This window comes from Bartonella sp. HY038 (assembly GCF_014117425.1).
Classification (GTDB): Bacteria; Pseudomonadota; Alphaproteobacteria; order Rhizobiales; family Rhizobiaceae; genus HY038.
On the sequence record NZ_CP059725.1, the window covers coordinates 1,206,521 to 1,223,275 of the forward strand.

Sequence of the window (16,755 nt, forward strand, 5' to 3'; positions counted from 1 at the left end):
AAATGTCTGAATATTGCAAGAATTGAGTTTTTTAATCATTAATGCCTAGAGCTACTCTAGAAGCTTTACGATAATCATTCCATGGGCGTTGAGGAGATCCCGACGCCCATTTAATAATAAACTCTCCATTTTCATTATAAATTTCAGCGGTGCCATTAAGTGCAATATCGCGCTTTGTAATCAGTAATGCATTTGCTTTACAACTTTCATTGCTGAGTTTTGGATAGCTCGTGCTGACATAGTTCAAAAATATAATATCTGCTTTGTTGCAGTTTTCCTTTAAAAAATTTGGATTATCGATGATTGTTAGCTGTTTGCTGCTTTCTAAACTTAGATGGCAAATAAATTCTGTGCAGGTAAAACCAAAGGGGACTTGGCTGTTTACTGGTATGATATCTCCAGCTTTTAACTTCAAACTGCTAAGCCAGTTATTCACAAGGTAACTTGGCGGCCTTTCTTGATTGACTGCAAATTTATGGTCTTTAGTAAAAGACGCAACCAGACGGCCATCTTCAGAAATCAATATGCTTGGAATTGGTGAGCTAAAAGTAAGCAACATACCAACACAAAGGGGAATAAGTCCAAGTAGCCTTAATCGCGTTTGTAAGAAAAAAAGTATAATTAGACCCAAAGTTAAAAATATTAAATCATGTTCATTAATTATGTTGGTATTAAAGTCTGGTGAAATAGAGGAAACCCAAAATGCAATTTTTTTTACGATATCGACGCCAGCTCCCATAATTTGTAATGGTAGCCATTCAAGATGAAGTGGCATTAAAACTGCTGCCATAAGTGCAAAAGGCATCACCAATATAGACATGATAGGAAAGGCTAGCCCATTGCCCAAAATTCCAAGTGGCGCAGTATTGTTGAAATGATAGGCTGCAAAAATTCCACTAGCAAAGCCTGCGACTAAAGAGGCTACTGCGGTTGAAACAATTGGCACCAAAACAAATTTATATAGAAAATTCTTTTTAACTATTTTTTCATTTTGTTTTTTCTCTCGATTGCTCCACCAGCCAAAAACCGCAATTAGTGCCGCTGTTGCAGCAAAGGACATCTGGAAGCTAGGTCCAAGAATTTCATGGGGAGAAATAATAATTGTAATCAGTGCAGCAATGGCAATATTTCGCATGGTAAGGGCGGAGCGATCAAATACGATTGCAATCATCATAACGGCAACCATCACATAAGAGCGCTGTGCGGCAACATCTGCCCCAGATAAAATAAGGTAAAATGTTGCAGCAAATAGCGCAATGATGGCAGCTAGCTTTTTAGCTGGATAACGCATAGCAAAAGATGGAAAGCAGGATAGAATAAGGCGAGCCACTACCAAAATCATACCAGTTACCATTGCCATATGTAGGCCGGAAATAGAAAGAATATGGGAGAGCCCAGAAACCCGCAACGCTTCATTAGTATCATCACTAATGCCGCCCCTTTGTCCGGTAATCAATGCAGCGGCCACCGCACCAGCCTCGCCACCAATTGCGTTAGTAATACGTTCGGTCATGTTGCTACGTAGGGTGGCAATCGCTAAAAAAAGCCGCTGGGTTATATTGGTTGGCGCTGAAACGGAAATTATTTGTGGTTCGCCCATAAAAAAACCTTGGGCGCTAATACCTGAATAATAGTTATGGAACGAAAAGTTATAACTGCCGATGCGTGACGGGCCGCTAGGAGGGCGCAAGCGAACAAGCCCATAAAGTCCATCGCCTATAAGAATATTAGCGGGTAAGCTCCGTGCAGTTAAACGTATCTTATCAGGGGCAAAGGGAAGCGCGGGGTTTTCACTTGCTAAAACTTGAAGATCTAAACGGTAGCCGCCTTTAACGCCTTTATCAAGTGATAATACTCGACCTGTAATCGTGGTTGTTGAGGTATTAGCAATGATAGGTGTATTTTTTCGAAGAGTTTCCACCTTGCCTGCAATGGCGCCAGCATTAAAAAGGACAAGGGTAAGTGCAATTAAACGCAACGATCGGCTATGACGAAAAAGCGCAAAGATTAGAAGACTTAACAGCAATAATATAAGGAGATAAATTAATGATGGTTCATAGTCTAGATTGAAATACCAAATGGAACCACTGCCAGCAATAACCGGTAGAAATAAAAATATACTGCCAAGAGCACCTTCAAAGTTATATAAATTGCAAAGTCTGTTGTAAAGCTTATTGAGGCGATCAAACAGCCAGTTTTTATTTTTTGGCGGATGGTAAGCAATATCGTCCGGAGTATCTATTATCCGTGGATGACTTTGGTTGGAGGGTGTCTTAACATTTTTAGCCAAATGCTGAAGATCCTCCCTTGTTATAGTAAAATTAAATTATTCCCTATTGTCTAATTGAAATGAGATATTACTCTTTTATATCTATATTGCACAGTAATATTTGCTTTAATAAAAATATATTTTAATTTATATTAGTATTTATATTTATTATAATATTTTTAATAGTATAATAATTTAGAAGGTTTTCAAATTTTTGTAAGCTGTTGGTGCAAAAAACGTAAATTAGGATAGGGGCTTATGCTTTATTAATGCTTATTAAGCATTAACCTTTGAAGCTTTAACCAATGAAACTGTGCCTAGTTTCTTTAGAATGCCATAGATGGTAGACATGTTGAAGAACGTCTTTTAGTGAACCAAATTTGAATTCAAATTGAATTTTTTACATTTTTAGTCTTATAAACCATTCTTGAATTTTATCTATTTGCAATTAATTTTGACTTGACCGTTGATAAAAAACGATCTGATAATTCTCCGTTGGTCGCCCTTGCTAAAAGTAGCGCCCCTACCATTGCAGATATATCATAGATTGCGTCGTCTTTAGCGGTATCACTGTCTTCTAACGTGGTAAGAATAGCTAAAAGTTGTTCTATTCCCTGCTTAAAAGAATTTTTAATCATTTCGCTAGTGTCATTACGCGAAATATCCATGGCGAGATATGATATAGGACAACCTTCAGCAAGATTGTTTTTGTTTTCTTGTGACAAGTAGCCTTCTATTATCGCTTGCCGCGCCGCTGCTTGCGAAGGTGTGTCTTTTACTCTTTTTTGCCATTTTTCGTTTGAAGCGTTAAACACAAGCGAACAAATCTTGGTCAATAATTCATCTTTTGAGCTGTAATGCTTATAGAAACCACCATGGGTTAAACCAGATGCATTCATAAGATCCGCGATACTAACTTTTAGCCCCTTTTCTTTGATGAGCTTCGCGGTTGTTTTTTCTATTCTTGCGCGATTTTGGATCATTTTGTCCTTTGAAACTCTTGGCATAAAGCCTCCAAATATTAAATCAAAAAATAAATAAAAACGATAATTTACCCGTAAAATGCATCTAAAAATAGAAATTGCATTAAAATAGATTTCATTTATAATCTATTTTAACAGCCTATACAATTTTAAAAAGCAAAATTAATCACAGCTGACTTTCCCCTGTTAAATGGATTTGAGAAGAATAAGGTCTAATATGTCGACAGAAAAGTTTTCGCCAAATTTTATGTACATCATCATCGGCAGCGCCATTATTTTAGCTTTGTCTTTGGGAATTCGTCATGGATTTGGCCTATATCTTGTGCCTATGAGCCATGAATTTGGTTGGGGCCATAATGTTTTCAGCTTAGCTATTGCGATGCAAAATCTGCTTTGGGGGAATAGTGCAACCTTTTACCGGGGCGTTTTCTGACAAATATGGCGCCAAAAGAACCGTCCTTATTGGCGGTGTTCTCTATAGTTTGGGCTTATTGTTGATGGCCATCAGCTCATCTGGGATAATGTTGAACTTAAGCCTTGGTGTTATTTTAGGGTTGGCGCTATCGGCAACGTCTTTTTCTGTATTGCTTTCTGCCGTTGGGCGTGCGGCACCCGTGCAAAAACGCGGTTTAGCGATGGGCATGGCTAGTGCTGCGGGGTCTTTGGGACAATTTATTATGCTGCCTTCGACATTGCTTTTAATACAAAACTATGGATGGTCGACATCCTTGCTTATCGGTGCTGTATTAAGTGCATTAATTATACCATTGGCATTTTTACTAAAAAATCCTCAGTCGTCTAAAGGCGCTGCTTCTTTAGCTAAAAATAAACAGCAAGCCTCATTAAAAGAAGTAATTGGTATCGCTATCAAATATAAGCCATTTTTGTTTTTATCTTTAGGTTTTTTTGTTTGCGGTTTCCAAGTTGTTTTCATCGGTATTCATATGCCAGGCTATTTAATTGATAATGGTTTTGATAATACGACGGGCACAATATTTTTGGCGCTTGTTGGTCTATTTAATATCGTTGGAACTTATTTAGCTGGCTGGCTTGGTGATAAATATTCAAAGCCGCATCTATTAATGGCACTATACGGTCTGCGCGGAGTGGCTATAATTATTTTTCTAACTATGCCCTTAACCACTTATTCGGTATATTTATTTGGCGCGGTGATGGGCATCCTTTGGCTCTCGACCGTGCCGCTAACTAATGGTATTGTTGCCAACATCTTTGGAGTGCGTTATTTAACCACCCTTGTTGGCCTTGTCTTTTTTACCCATCAAGTAGGGTCATTTTTCGGAGGTTGGTTAGGTGGTGTCAACCATGACCTGACTGGAAATTATACAAATATATGGATTTTTGCAATTTTTCTAAGTCTAGTTGGTGTAGCAGTGCATTTCTTTGTTAATGAAAAGGCGATAATTCATGAATAAATCTTTTAAGCTTTTCAAGTTTAATGCAGCACTTATCGCTCTTGGCTTAGTCATGTTTGCAGTTTATTTGTGGACAAAAACCCCTGATTTATTTGTAAATTTCAATCATGCTTTTTGCCCCCATTAATAGGATAATGAATAAGGCTACGCTGAAAGCGTTATCAATCTCTGATTACAGTTAATTTGACTACATAAAAGAGTAATTTATTTTGCAGCTATTACAAAATTTGCTTATTTTGCTTTTCTTAACCATATGATCTATGCCGTTGTTTTTTATTGGCAGACCGGATGAGTTTACATCATATGCATTTATCACTTAATTGAGCGGCTAAAGAAAATAGTATTCAAGCGGTTAATAATACCAAATAATAATAATTGCGTGAGAGATGAGCGAGTTTTAGTGTGTCTCTTGAACCCATTTTGAAGTTATATTTATGCTTCTTCTAAGGGGGAGGGGAGCTAATAAAAAATGCCGCAATAAACATGCGGCATTTTGTAGTTCCAATAATTTACTATTGATAAAATTAGCGTTCGCGTAAAGCTTCGCCAGCTCTGTTGAGAGGTTTTAACAAATAAGCAATTATGGTCTTTTGTCCTGTACTAATTTCTGTTGTGGCTACCATACCTGGAAAAATTGAATATTTATGATCCTTTTCAGGATGGTTTTTATCTTTTACATCAATATAGCTTTGATCTGTCTGTACGTGGACACGATAATAGCGCACGCGTTTATCTGCTTCATCTTCAATAGTATCTGGTGAAATATAAATAACTTTGCCTTTCATAGATCCATATACGCCAGAGTCATAAGCAGAAATTTTTACATTAGCACTTTGTCCATCATGGATAAAAGCAATGTCACGAGGGGTGATCTTGGCTTCAATTACCAATTGATCGTCCTGCGGTACAATTTCCATCAAGATTCCGCCAGGTGCTATAACACCACCAATAGTAGAAACATTGACATTTTTAACAATGCCTTCTGTTGGGGATGTAATAACTCTGCGGCTAAGTTGGTCTTTTAAGCCTCCGAGGCTTTTGATTAGCGGCTCCAATTCGCTCATGGTTTTGGTATAATCATCTCGTAACGCTACAAGATATTGATTTTGACTAGCGCCAAGACTGGTAGTGAGCTCAGCAACGATTTGTTGGAGACGTAGCAATTCGGTCTTGCTTGCCGCGCCACTTTGCATGAGAGGCTGAGCTATTTTAATTTGTTCCTCAGCAAGATTTAACTGGTTTTGGATATTTGAAATGTTTTCTTTAAATGCACGCCTATTAACCGTGAATAGGTTTGTTTCACGTTGCGTTACCTCTTTAAATTTTAACACATCTGCTGGAAAATCAATCTTATCCGCATCGTTAATTTCCGCTTCAATACGCGCAGCTCGGGCTTGCAGCGTGATAATTTTTGATGAGGTTTCATCAAATTTAGCTTGAGACAATTTCATGTCAAGAGTGGCTAATACATCACCTTTTTTAACTGTATCGCCTTCTTTTACTGTAAGATTTTCAATAATTCCGCCTTCAAGGTTCTGGACGATCTGTCCTTTCATTGAAGGAATAACTCGACCTTCGCCTACTGCAACCTCTTGAAGCTCAAAAAGACAAGCCCACACTAAAAAAGCAGCAAGGGCAGTCATCATTATCCAAAGCATTATACGGGCCTTATTCGTTACGCCGTATATTTTGAACATTCCATCACTAAACATATTTTCCCCGCCTTATTTTCTAAATGGGTTTTCTGATGCCTTGGCTGGCTTGATTGACAGCACACCAGAACCCGATTTAGCATATGGGTTGGGCGTTTTTGTGGCTTCGGTAGTTGGTGTTGGCTGCACAGCTTGCTGGCCAGCGCTCATTGCTTTTAATATTTCATCCTTAGGTCCATCCCTAATGATGCGACCATTATCTACAATTAATATCCGGTCAACGAGTGATAAAACTGGATATCTATGGGTAGCAACGATTAGCGTGCGATTGGTTAGCCATTGTTGGAGATTGCGTAAAACTTCAACTTCCGTCCCTTCATCAAGTGATGCAGTGGGTTCGTCAAGGATTACGACGTTAGGTGAACGTAAATAAAGACGGCTCAGCATAAGCGCTTGTTTTTGTCCACCTGAAAGTCCGATACCACTTTCGCGAAGTTTTAAATCTAAACCATGGGGCTGATTTAGTAGTAATTTGTCGGCGCATGCTAGTCGCATTGCTTTTAAAATATCTTCATCGCTAGCTAATGGGCTACCAATAAGAAGGTTATCGCGCAATGTGCCGTAAAAAAGGCTTGATTCTTGTAGCATTGCACCAACGTCGCGGCGGATATCTGCAATATCAATAATTTTCATTGGTGTGCCATCAAGCGTAATTTGACCTTGAACAGGTGCAGAAAGGCCAGCAATCATACGCAATAGTGTAGATTTACCAGCGCCAACACGCCCCAACACAGCAATCCGCTCACCGGCTGTGATGGTCAAGCGAGGTATAACTAAGGCGGGTTTTTCCATAGGCCCATAGGCATAGGCAACATTTGTAAAGTCGAAGTTACCTAAGATTACAGGCTTGTGGTAATAATCATTTTTGCTGTCATGATCGACAGGTAAAGTAAGCAAACCATCAAGTGCTTTTTTACCAACGCGGGCATTTTGCAAACGACCCAAAATACCTGGAATTTGCGCTAATGGAGCAATTGTACGACTAGTCAGGATTGAGCAGGCAAGCACAGCACCAAATGACATGACATTATTCAAAATACCATATACACCCGCAACAATTACGCCGACATAGGCAAGCTGTTGTATCATTTGTGAAAAATGCATCAATAGAGCAGCCCATTTGCGCTGTTTCAAGCTGATGTCACCGCTCGTCTTGTTGACGTTATCCCAGACGTTACGGAAGCGTGGCTCTGCTTGTAGTAATTTAATGTCTTCTGCGCGGTAGATAGATTCCATTAAAACTGCGTTACGCAACGCCGCTTCGTCAAGGCCAGCATTTGCTAATTTGGCGAGTGGAATTTGGGCAATGATACCAGGTAAAATAATCAACGGAATAGCAAGAATTGGAATCCAAACTAATGGACCACCAAGCGCCCATATAATTGCCAAGAACACTGTAACAAAAGGTAAATCAATTAATACACCAAGCGTACTAGAGGTAAGCAATTCGCGAATTTGGTCAAGGTCACGTAGCTGCGAAACCAAGGTGCCAGGTGAACGTGGTCGTGCATCATTGCGAATATTTAATGTGCGCGAGAAAAACATACCAGACAATTTTAAGTCAGCAAGTTTTCCAAAATAGTCCGTAACTGAGACCCGTGACATACGCATCAAGAATTCCATAACCATTGCAATTGCAACGCCGGTAAAAAGAACCCATAGCGTTGAGAGTGATTGCGATGGAACAACGCGATCCCAAACTTGCATCGCAAAAAGTGAAGTACCGATAGCAAGAAGGTTACCAAAAAGAGAGCCAAGCCCTAATTGCACCATAAGAGGCCAATTGCTGGTAAAGATACCCCTCAACCACGATTGCGGCTTTTCTTCAAGATATTTGTCAAGACGGTCATCGCGTACAGCTTCATGACGGTCAAGCAATAAGATTTGGCGTTTTCCAGCCTTAAAAAGCTGATCAAGCGCCACGCGGCGTTCAAAAGACTTTCCATTTACTACAAAATGGATCAAAGCCTGCTTTTCGTCAAAGGCAGTTAGCAAACCTAGTTCTTTGCCAATTTCAATGACGCATGGCAACATAGTATTAGAAAGATTGCTTTCGTCTATGCTTAAATAGGTTGCATTAAGGCCGCACGCCAAAGCAATATCTATTGTAGATTGTTTGGGATCCCCGCCTTTTGTCCAAGCTGCTGCATTGCGCACCAATTCAGGTGAAGATTTTATACTGAGCTGACGCGCAGCTAGAAGTAAAACATCAGTCCATTTTGTTGCATCAAAGGCAGGTTGTATACTGCTAATATTTTCAATTTTATCGGTCATTATGACACCCCGCCAATTATCGTCCGCCTCTTAAACGCTCCACTAGTTCACCAACCGCAGTGTAAGCTTTAATACGTGCGGTCATATAGTCGGCCATTGCTGTAACATATTCACTTTCAGCAATAAAAGTTTCGCGTTCGGCATTTACCACATCCGTTAAGGGACGTTTATTTAATGTATATTGTTGCCAATAAAGATCGCGTGATGTCAAAGATAGTGACATCAGTTGTTTTGAATTATCCATTCTGGCGGTAGCACCATCAGCTTCTGTTTTGGCAGAGCTGACAGTGGTTCGTGCAACAAGCCGCTCATTTTCACTTGCCTGCTTGGCTGCATTTACCTCAGCCTGTGCTGAAGCAATTTGGTGTTTTTCCCTAAATCCTGAATTTAATGAACCGCTCAATTGCAAGCCAACAAATGAATTATCATTGGTAATATTACGCTGTCCTGTGGATTTTTGTTGGCTTGCAGCTACACTTACCGATGGGTAAAGTTGTGCTTTTGCAAGCCTAACACGTTCGAGCGAAGCTTTAACTTCTGCATCCGCGGCTAAAACATTGGGCGTATTTTCAATTGTATTGCGTCCACGGCCAAGAGAATCAAGGAATTTTGAGGTTGTTTCCATATTCGCCACTTTTGTAGGGCGGATACCAGTTATTTCAGCAAAACGTCCTGCAGCTATATCAAATCTGTTTTGAGCAGATAAAAGATCCGAGCGAGCACGTTGAATCGCTAAGTCGGCTTGATTAAGGTCAACTGCGTCTGAAAGACCGCTTTCAACACGTTCGGCGATTTTTTCACGTGTGCGCCGCATCGCTCCATATTCGCGTTCCGCAGCAGCAATTAATTCTTGAGAGGCGGATAATTCAACGAAAACCACAGACATATTGGTTGCAACATCTTCAACAGCTTTAGATAAAAGGTAGCTGTCTTTTTCGTAAGTCGCTTTGGCTACACCAATTCGACTTGAAGTGCGACCAAAATCATAGACTAATTGGGTTACACCTACTGAACCGCGCACGCTTGAGCCGGTTCGGTCACTATTACTTGCGGCATAATACCGGTTATAGCCTGGATCTACACCATATTGAAATGTTGGATACCAAGCCGACTTTTCAATGGAAATTTGTGCATTGCTCTGGACAACAACAGCTGATGCGCGGCCAATATCTGGGTGGCGCGCGATTGCAATACCCACGGCATCAGTAATATTGAGGTTATCAGTATTGATTGTATGGAGCGGATTGTTACTCGCATTGCTAACATCATTCGCCCTTGCTAATGAAAGAGTAGATTGGGGCGGATTTGCTAATGCTTGCACATTCTGATTTCGTTTTAACTTTAATCCTTGGCAACCTGATAAAGTTAGAACGCATGCCATTGATAGCGCGCCGATAAATACTTTGCCAGACGAATTGGATAAAGATTTCACTGCAGCTTTTTCACCCCGTTTTGCACTCTGCGATGTCATCATTATTCCTTTTAAAATAAATGTTTTATTCAAATAAAATTTCTTTAATAATTGCCAAACAATTTAGAGTAAGGCAAATATCTTGTCCACCATATTCAATATTTGAGGCTATTTATTATTGCAATCCAATAAGATTGTGCAATTTTAGAATAAATTGATAAAAAATCCACTCATGAAATTAGCAATTACAATCATGATGCATTAACCCAGCCCGCTATTTTAAAAACCTACTTATAGTATAATTGCTCATAGAACAAGAGAAACAAAAATAGTTTTTTGGTTTTTATTACAGTCTTAGCAATTTACTGGCCAATAGCTTTATTAATCGAAAATGTTCGAGGATTTTTCTATGTTGTGAAATATCTTGCCGGCAGTGTTGCTTGATCAGCTAACTTTATAATGGATGAATGGTTGAATGGTTCCATTTATATTAAAAAATTCTCGCATCCAAAAAAACATAGGCATGCGGTAATTTATGGTTTGGTAAGCTAAATGGGGATGTTGCCAATGTTTGTTTATCTTTTTGTATGTATTGGTGGTTTGTTGGACTTTTCTCTTTGGTGTGATGTGTCACGCCCCTAGCGCTAGACACCTTAGCTGTTACTTCTTTAATTCCGCGACTTATATTGATCTCTAACCGTTTTGTTTGCAGGGGTTCTAATTTGGTTAGACGTCGTCGGATTCCATTTTATTGTATAACAAAGTGAAATGAAAAACGTTGGCAGTGCAGCAATCTTCGATCTTGTTTTGGAAGATGTTGCTCCTGATAATGGTTAATTGTCTTTAGAACATTGCAAGCTTTGTAGGCATCTCTTTTGTGAGTTGAAGGGATTAAAGTTTAGTGCTGTAACAAGGCAAGGTACAAAGTGGAATTTTACCTGTTTTTTTGTACGTGTTATAATTACAACTTCGAAATAGGGTGCTAGTTGCTGGTTACTTTGAAAGAATTAGTAAAATATATTCCTGAAACGTAATATATTTTTTTAGTTAGGTTGATTTTTTATTTTATTTGAAATTTAATCAATTATTATAGTAATATTTTCGAATTTTATTTTTTTATAAATTAGTTTTAATTTATTTATATTTGTTTTTTTCATTTTAATAAAAATATATTGATATTATATGTATTTTTATAGTATGGATATTTTGATTTTTGTTTATATCGATCATGAGAAATTTGAATTCTTATTTTTGTTCTACGGGGTGTTTGGGGTAGAGATAAGGATATGACGATTTTTCTAAGATAAGTTATCAAAATTTGTTTGGCTGCTGGTTTTGGTTACATTTTGTTACCATCTGGCTTACTAGTTTGTTGAAGGCGGGGAAATATGGCTTCTATATCATTTGTTGGGACTAGTGGTTCTGATCATCAGATCCATTTTGGGTTTGATTCAAATAAAGAAAAGAAAGTTTTGTGGTTTGACATTGTTGATTATGCGCCAGGTTCTCAGGTGCGTTTAATATCAACAAATAATCCAAACGATGTGTATTTTGGGCAATATGACTCTGTTACCGGTTATTGGATGGTTGATCTAACCAGTGGGCCTGCTTTTGATGCAGGTTATTTACCTTTTACCATAAGCGTTATTGGGCAAGACCCCGTCGATAGTGCTAATTTGTTTTTTAGGGTTCACGTTCTGCCCCCAATTACAACTGTGCCAATTATCGAAACTTTTACTGATAATGTTGGGCTTCTGCCGGATGGTCAAGGTGAGTTTCCTTCAGGAACCCAAACAGATGATCGCACCATTACGCTTAATGGCAAGGTCGATAGTGAATATTTAAATAATCCTGAAAAAAGCTTTTATAAATTAGTAATTTATCAAAATGGTGTACGCCTTGGTACGGCGAATGTCGATGCAAATGGTAATTGGTCTTATGTGGTAGATGATGTTCTTGAGCATCATACTAAGTATAATTATGAGGCTCGCTTTGAGGATGATGGGGGAAACGTAGGCGATTATTCATCTAAGTTTGTTGTTGATGTTGAGTTGTCTATATCTATAGATTCTTTAACTACCGCAGATTTTACTCCACTGCTAACTGGACATATAGGTTTTGAACTTTTACAAGATGAATACGTAACAATAAGCGTAAACGGAAAAACTTATAGTTCTTCTAATGGTCAGGTTGTCGTTGATCAAGAAAAAATGACTTGGTCATTACAAATTCCAGATAGTGATGCTTTAAAAGCAGGAACTTATGAAGTTGTTGCCGCATTGCATAAATCTACAGGGGAAATAATTGTACAGGACAATACTGCAAATGAGTTGCGCATTCTCGATCCGGTGATTCCACCTGTTGTTGAAGGGAATGATGACGAAAAAGCAACCGCGATGACGCTCAGCGAAAATGGGCAATGGAAAATTTATACTAACGGAACAGTACTCGACCAAAAAGCGACTGATGAAAAAACGTTTGGTACGTTTGATCAGACCCATTTAAAGGGTAAAGATGTATATGGTCCAATTAATAAACCTACTGCTGGAACGCAAAATGGTACATGGTTGGATATAAATCGTGACGGTTACATGGATTTTGTCTCCAACGATGGTAATGCCGAAACCGGTCAGCAGATGTATTATAATATTGGTAATAATACCTATCTATCATATCAAATAGGTAGCCAATATCGAAATGGGCCAGATTACAATCCTAAAGCTAATGTTATGGCTCAATATGCTGGCGTTATTGGTTTTGACAAAAATGGGGATGGTTTTGCAGATATTGCCTATGGTAATATTGCTCCAGGGCGGTCTGGTTTTGTGACGGCCCCAGGAAGCGGTTATACATCTAATCGCACTTGGGATAGTCAGATTGTCAGTAATATTAACGGTAATGTTCAATCTATGGTTAAAGATAAGAATTTTACTGATTCGCGACTTGGTCCGTCTAATTTTGATTATTCGCCAAATGCTTATAATGCTCAGCCAGGGCCAGAAATTTCCGGTGTTGATCTTAATAATGATGGCATTGTGGACCTCGTTTATCATGGTGTTAGCGGTTATAGTAAACTTGGTAACGAAAGACCTGATGTTCGCCGCATGAGTAATGATCAGCAACGGCTCGTTGTTGTGTCAAGTGATGGTAAAGATGGTTATTCGACAAGTCAGATTATTGAAGGGGTTTTCCAAAATACCGGTAAGGCAAATTCCACGACAAGTAATGCTATTTCCATGACTTGGGCTGATTTTAACGGCGATGGTTTCATGGATTTGTTTATTGGCCGTGGCAAGGCTCAAGATGGCCATTCTGAGTATGAAAGCCGTATCCTTTACAATGATGGTAACGGAAATCTTGGTTCAACTGCTCCAAATGCCATAGGGACGGCTAATAATATTCATTGGCTAGGCGATAATTTGGAAGGTGGTCCATCAATTGCTGTCGATTGGAATGGCGATGGAAAAATGGATATTATCGAACTACCAGCTTATTCCGCTGGTAACGGTGTATCTGCAAATGGTACCACTGGTACAGTCAATCTTTACACCAATAACTCAACGTCCTCTGGTAATAGTTTTTCGACTTCCAATCTGTTAGGCGGTACTAATACAATAGGTGTAAACGGTACAGTAAATGCGCATAAAAGTCCTGGTAAAAATGATCCTGTAACAGGCGCTGTTGTTGCTGATATTAATTGGGATGGTGCTCAAGATTTGTTGATTTTCACACAACAAGGAAATACAGAAATCGTCCGCAATCAAACAACAATTGCTAAGGGAACAGCATTGCATTTCCGAATTCTTGATCAAGAGGGTATTAATTCATTTTTAGGAAATACCGTTCAACTATACGATTCCAAAGGAAACCTTGTTGCTTCTCAAATTATAAATCCTCAGTCTGGTAACCAAACTAGCGATACGTCAGGTATTGTCAATTTTTACGGACTAGATCCAAATGAGACCTATTCACTTAAATTATTGCGTAATGTGAAAGGTGTGAGTTCGAATATAGATTCAACTGTTAATGAAGCTTGGGGTGGTTTTGTTGCTGGCGAAGCATATGAAGCACATGTATTGACCGCTGAGAGTGGAGATAGCTCAAAAAATGCCAATTTGGGTACCGGTATTGTCGGTACGGGTTACAATGACACATTTTATGCGACTAAAGGGACCGATAAATATGACGGCGCTGGCGGTTGGTCCATAGTGAATGGGCATAAAGAGTGGAGCGATACGGGTGGTCTCGATATTATAGACTTTAAGTTGGCTGGTAATACCGCAGTTAATGTTGATTTAAGTAAGACAACTTACCAAAATACTGGCTTTAATACAGTGCTATTGAAGAATATCGAAGGTGTTGCTGGTGGTAATGGTAACGATACCTTTACAGGTAATAGTCAAGATAATTACTTTAATGGTCGTGGCGGTGATGATACCTTTAATCTTCATAATAGTGGCCATCATACATTGATATATGAGCGTATTGATGTAAATGACGCAACCGGTGGTAATGGTCATGATATTGCAAATGGTTTTACCATTGGTGATTTTAATACAAATGCCAATGCGGATCGTATCGATCTTTCGGGATTGTTGATTGGTTATCAGGATGGCGTCAGTAATATTGCCGATTATATTTCTGTGGTACATCAAGGTAATAATACTATAATTTCAGTTGATATTGACGGTACAAATTCGCAGTTTTCTAGTTCCGCGATACTAACATTGAATAACGTTCTTACAGATTTGGATACTTTGGTGAATAATCATCAGATTGTTGTTTAATTTAGTTGGAGCTCCAACTGAAAATTTGAATTGCTTCCTGCGCTTGTTGGTGTGGGAAGCTTTTTTGTTTGGGTGGCCTTAATCTCTTAGAATTGGTTAAGGGCTGAGTTAAGGCTGTTTCGATTTTGGTATACTGAAAGCCTATCGGGAAAGGTTTTTTTTGAATAGAATGCATATTAGTTATTTTAGTAATCAGACGTTAAGCATATTTTGCTATATTTGAGGTCGTCTAGTAATCTTCTTTAACCTAAATATGCGTAATTTAATGATTTAAATGTGAGCGAGCTATGCTGAAAGGCCTGTTGCGGTCTGTCAAGATTGTAAGCATATTAAAATTATTTTGTGATTCCGAAGCTAAGGGCAGCATTAGTAAATGTGGACAAAACAAAAACGTAAAACCAATCGTAGTCGCTTTATTTTGCCAATCATTACTGTGGCTGTATTGTCTTATTTTGGTTATCATATTTACCATGGCGAATATGGTCTATATTCCCGCGAAAATGTTGATGAGCATATCATGGTACTAAATTCAGAGCTTCATAAGCTTGAGACCCAACGCCAGACTATGGAATTGAAAGTTTCATTGTTGCGCGATGGCGAAATTGAGAAGGATATGCTGGATGAGTGGGCGCGAAGGAATCTCAGTGTTTCCAACCCGAATGAATTGACAATAATTACCTCTCAAGGTGATAAATCAAATTAACCAAAATTAGGTTAATTTTAAAAGTCACGTAAAAACAGATACTTATCACTATTGTTAACTGATTTAAAAGACTTGTAACTTTCTTTCTGACAGCGTATTTTAAGGAATACCTATCACAGGGAGTTAAAAATGGTCGCAAAAGCAAAAAAGGCGCCTACCAAGCTTGTAGAAAGCGCTTTGTCTAATGCCATGCCGACACCAAGTCCGGCAGAATTTACCAAAGAAGAAGAGCTAAACGCTTATCGCGAAATGCTGTTGATTCGCCGCTTTGAAGAAAAGGCAGGCCAATTATATGGTATGGGCTTGATTGGCGGTTTTTGCCATCTCTATATCGGGCAAGAAGCTGTCGTTGTTGGCATGCTTAAGGTTTCCAAAGAAGGTGACCAGATTATCACCTCTTACCGTGATCACGGTCACATGTTAGCTGCTGGCATGAGCGCGCGCGGTGTGATGGCAGAGTTAACTGGGCGTCAAGGTGGCTTTTCCAAAGGGAAAGGCGGCTCAATGCATATGTTCTCCAAAGAAAAGAATTTTTATGGTGGTCATGGTATCGTTGGTGCACAAGTGCCGATCGGCACAGGTCTTGCCTTTGCTAATCGCTATCTAGGTAATGACAATGTATCATTAACTTTCTTTGGCGATGGTGCGGCCAATCAGGGGCAGGTATATGAGAGTTTTAACATGGCTTCTTTATGGAAGCTGCCGGTTATTTATGTAATCGAAAATAATCATTATGCTATGGGCACTTCGGTTTCACGCGCTTCTGCGGAGACGGATTTTTCAAAGCGCGGCCTTTCTTTTGAAATTCCTGGTATCGTTGTTGATGGTATGGATGTACGCGCAGTAGCTGCTGCGGCTGAAGAAGCTATGGCTTGGGCGCGCGGTGGTAATGGGCCGATTATTCTCGATATGCAAACCTATCGTTATCGCGGCCACTCTATGTCTGACCCTGCAAAATATCGCAGTAAGGAAGAAGTGCAAAAAATGCGCTCTGAGCATGATCCAATTGATCAGGTGAAAAAACGCCTTATGGATAATGGTTGGGCAAGTGAAGAAGAATTAAAAGTAATTGATAAAGATGTCAGAGCAATTGTAGCTGATGCAGCTGAATTTGCTGAGAATGATCCTGAGCCAGATGTTTCTGAACTCTGGACGGATATTCTGGTTTAAGGAGGTTTGCTAA

General features: G+C 39.2%; 11 protein-coding genes. 6 read left to right on the plus strand and 5 right to left on the minus strand.

The window, feature by feature from the left end; all coding sequences use genetic code 11:
• Positions 1 to 31: 31 nt before the first annotated feature.
• Positions 32 to 2,290 carry a ComEC/Rec2 family competence protein gene (locus H3299_RS05140; RefSeq protein WP_182419219.1) on the minus strand — a complete coding sequence of 753 codons (2,259 nt, stop codon included), beginning with the start codon at positions 2,288 to 2,290 and terminating at the stop codon, positions 32 to 34.
• A gap of 413 nt (positions 2,291 to 2,703) precedes the next feature.
• Positions 2,704 to 3,276: a TetR/AcrR family transcriptional regulator gene (locus H3299_RS05145; RefSeq protein ID WP_182419220.1), complete on the minus strand. Its 573-nt coding sequence runs from the start codon at positions 3,274 to 3,276 to the stop codon at positions 2,704 to 2,706.
• Between the two features lie 193 nt (positions 3,277 to 3,469).
• On the opposite strand from H3299_RS05145, the gene H3299_RS15565 reads away from it, so the two are divergent.
• From H3299_RS15565 to H3299_RS15720, 3 genes are read left to right on the plus strand one after another with little or no spacing between them, the layout of a single operon-like run.
• The gene (locus H3299_RS15565; protein ID WP_210276139.1) at positions 3,470 to 3,685 is read left to right on the plus strand and encodes a hypothetical protein; all 216 of its coding nucleotides are present in this window, start codon (positions 3,470 to 3,472) and stop codon (positions 3,683 to 3,685) included.
• A complete protein-coding gene (locus H3299_RS05150; RefSeq protein WP_210276141.1) occupies positions 3,657 to 4,685 on the plus strand; it encodes an MFS transporter in 1,029 nt (342 codons plus the stop codon). The genes H3299_RS15565 and H3299_RS05150 overlap by 29 nt, the downstream gene beginning before the upstream one ends.
• Positions 4,678 to 4,812 carry a hypothetical protein gene (locus H3299_RS15720; protein WP_256434234.1) on the plus strand — a complete coding sequence of 45 codons (135 nt, stop codon included), beginning with the start codon at positions 4,678 to 4,680 and terminating at the stop codon, positions 4,810 to 4,812. Before H3299_RS05150 ends, H3299_RS15720 begins: the two co-directional genes overlap by 8 nt.
• A 397-nt stretch (positions 4,813 to 5,209) precedes the next feature.
• Here the strand turns inward: H3299_RS15720 and H3299_RS05155 are convergent, their stop codons facing one another.
• The 3 genes from H3299_RS05155 to H3299_RS05165 all read right to left on the minus strand — a co-directional run bounded on the left by H3299_RS05155 (position 5,210) and on the right by H3299_RS05165 (position 10,145).
• The gene (locus H3299_RS05155; RefSeq protein ID WP_246708149.1) at positions 5,210 to 6,343 is read right to left on the minus strand and encodes an HlyD family efflux transporter periplasmic adaptor subunit; all 1,134 of its coding nucleotides are present in this window, start codon (positions 6,341 to 6,343) and stop codon (positions 5,210 to 5,212) included.
• 66 nt (positions 6,344 to 6,409) lie between these two features.
• Positions 6,410 to 8,671 carry a type I secretion system permease/ATPase gene (locus tag H3299_RS05160; RefSeq protein ID WP_182419222.1) on the minus strand — a complete coding sequence of 754 codons (2,262 nt, stop codon included), beginning with the start codon at positions 8,669 to 8,671 and terminating at the stop codon, positions 6,410 to 6,412.
• 16 nt (positions 8,672 to 8,687) lie between these two features.
• Entirely contained in the window at positions 8,688 to 10,145 is a 1,458-nt protein-coding gene (locus tag H3299_RS05165) for a TolC family protein (RefSeq protein ID WP_246708150.1), read from the minus strand.
• Between the two features lie 1,325 nt (positions 10,146 to 11,470).
• Here H3299_RS05165 and H3299_RS05170 point away from each other — a divergent pair.
• From H3299_RS05170 to pdhA, 3 genes are all read left to right on the plus strand, one after another.
• Positions 11,471 to 14,869, plus strand: coding sequence for a type I secretion C-terminal target domain-containing protein (locus tag H3299_RS05170; RefSeq protein ID WP_182419223.1), 3,399 nt, complete (start codon positions 11,471 to 11,473; stop codon positions 14,867 to 14,869).
• A gap of 373 nt (positions 14,870 to 15,242) precedes the next feature.
• Positions 15,243 to 15,572: a septum formation initiator family protein gene (locus H3299_RS05175; RefSeq protein WP_182419224.1), complete on the plus strand. Its 330-nt coding sequence runs from the start codon at positions 15,243 to 15,245 to the stop codon at positions 15,570 to 15,572.
• 129 nt (positions 15,573 to 15,701) lie between these two features.
• Complete coding sequence (gene pdhA, locus H3299_RS05180; protein WP_182419225.1) at positions 15,702 to 16,742, plus strand: pyruvate dehydrogenase (acetyl-transferring) E1 component subunit alpha; 1,041 nt, start codon at positions 15,702 to 15,704, stop codon at positions 16,740 to 16,742.
• The last annotated feature ends 13 nt before the right edge of the window (positions 16,743 to 16,755 follow it).

Coding starts and splice junctions, on each gene's coding strand:
- pdhA (WP_182419225.1), top strand. CDS start 15,702: ATGGTCGCAAAAGCAAAAAAGGCGCCTACCAAGCTTGTAGAAAGCGCT.
- H3299_RS05170 (WP_182419223.1), top strand. CDS start 11,471: ATGGCTTCTATATCATTTGTTGGGACTAGTGGTTCTGATCATCAGATC.
- H3299_RS05175 (WP_182419224.1), top strand. CDS start 15,243: ATGTGGACAAAACAAAAACGTAAAACCAATCGTAGTCGCTTTATTTTG.
- H3299_RS05145 (WP_182419220.1), bottom strand. CDS start 3,276: ATGCCAAGAGTTTCAAAGGACAAAATGATCCAAAATCGCGCAAGAATA.
- H3299_RS05155 (WP_246708149.1), bottom strand. CDS start 6,343: ATGCTTTGGATAATGATGACTGCCCTTGCTGCTTTTTTAGTGTGGGCT.
- H3299_RS15720 (WP_256434234.1), top strand. CDS start 4,678: ATGAATAAATCTTTTAAGCTTTTCAAGTTTAATGCAGCACTTATCGCT.
- H3299_RS15565 (WP_210276139.1), top strand. CDS start 3,470: ATGTCGACAGAAAAGTTTTCGCCAAATTTTATGTACATCATCATCGGC.
- H3299_RS05160 (WP_182419222.1), bottom strand. CDS start 8,671: ATGACCGATAAAATTGAAAATATTAGCAGTATACAACCTGCCTTTGAT.
- H3299_RS05165 (WP_246708150.1), bottom strand. CDS start 10,145: ATGATGACATCGCAGAGTGCAAAACGGGGTGAAAAAGCTGCAGTGAAA.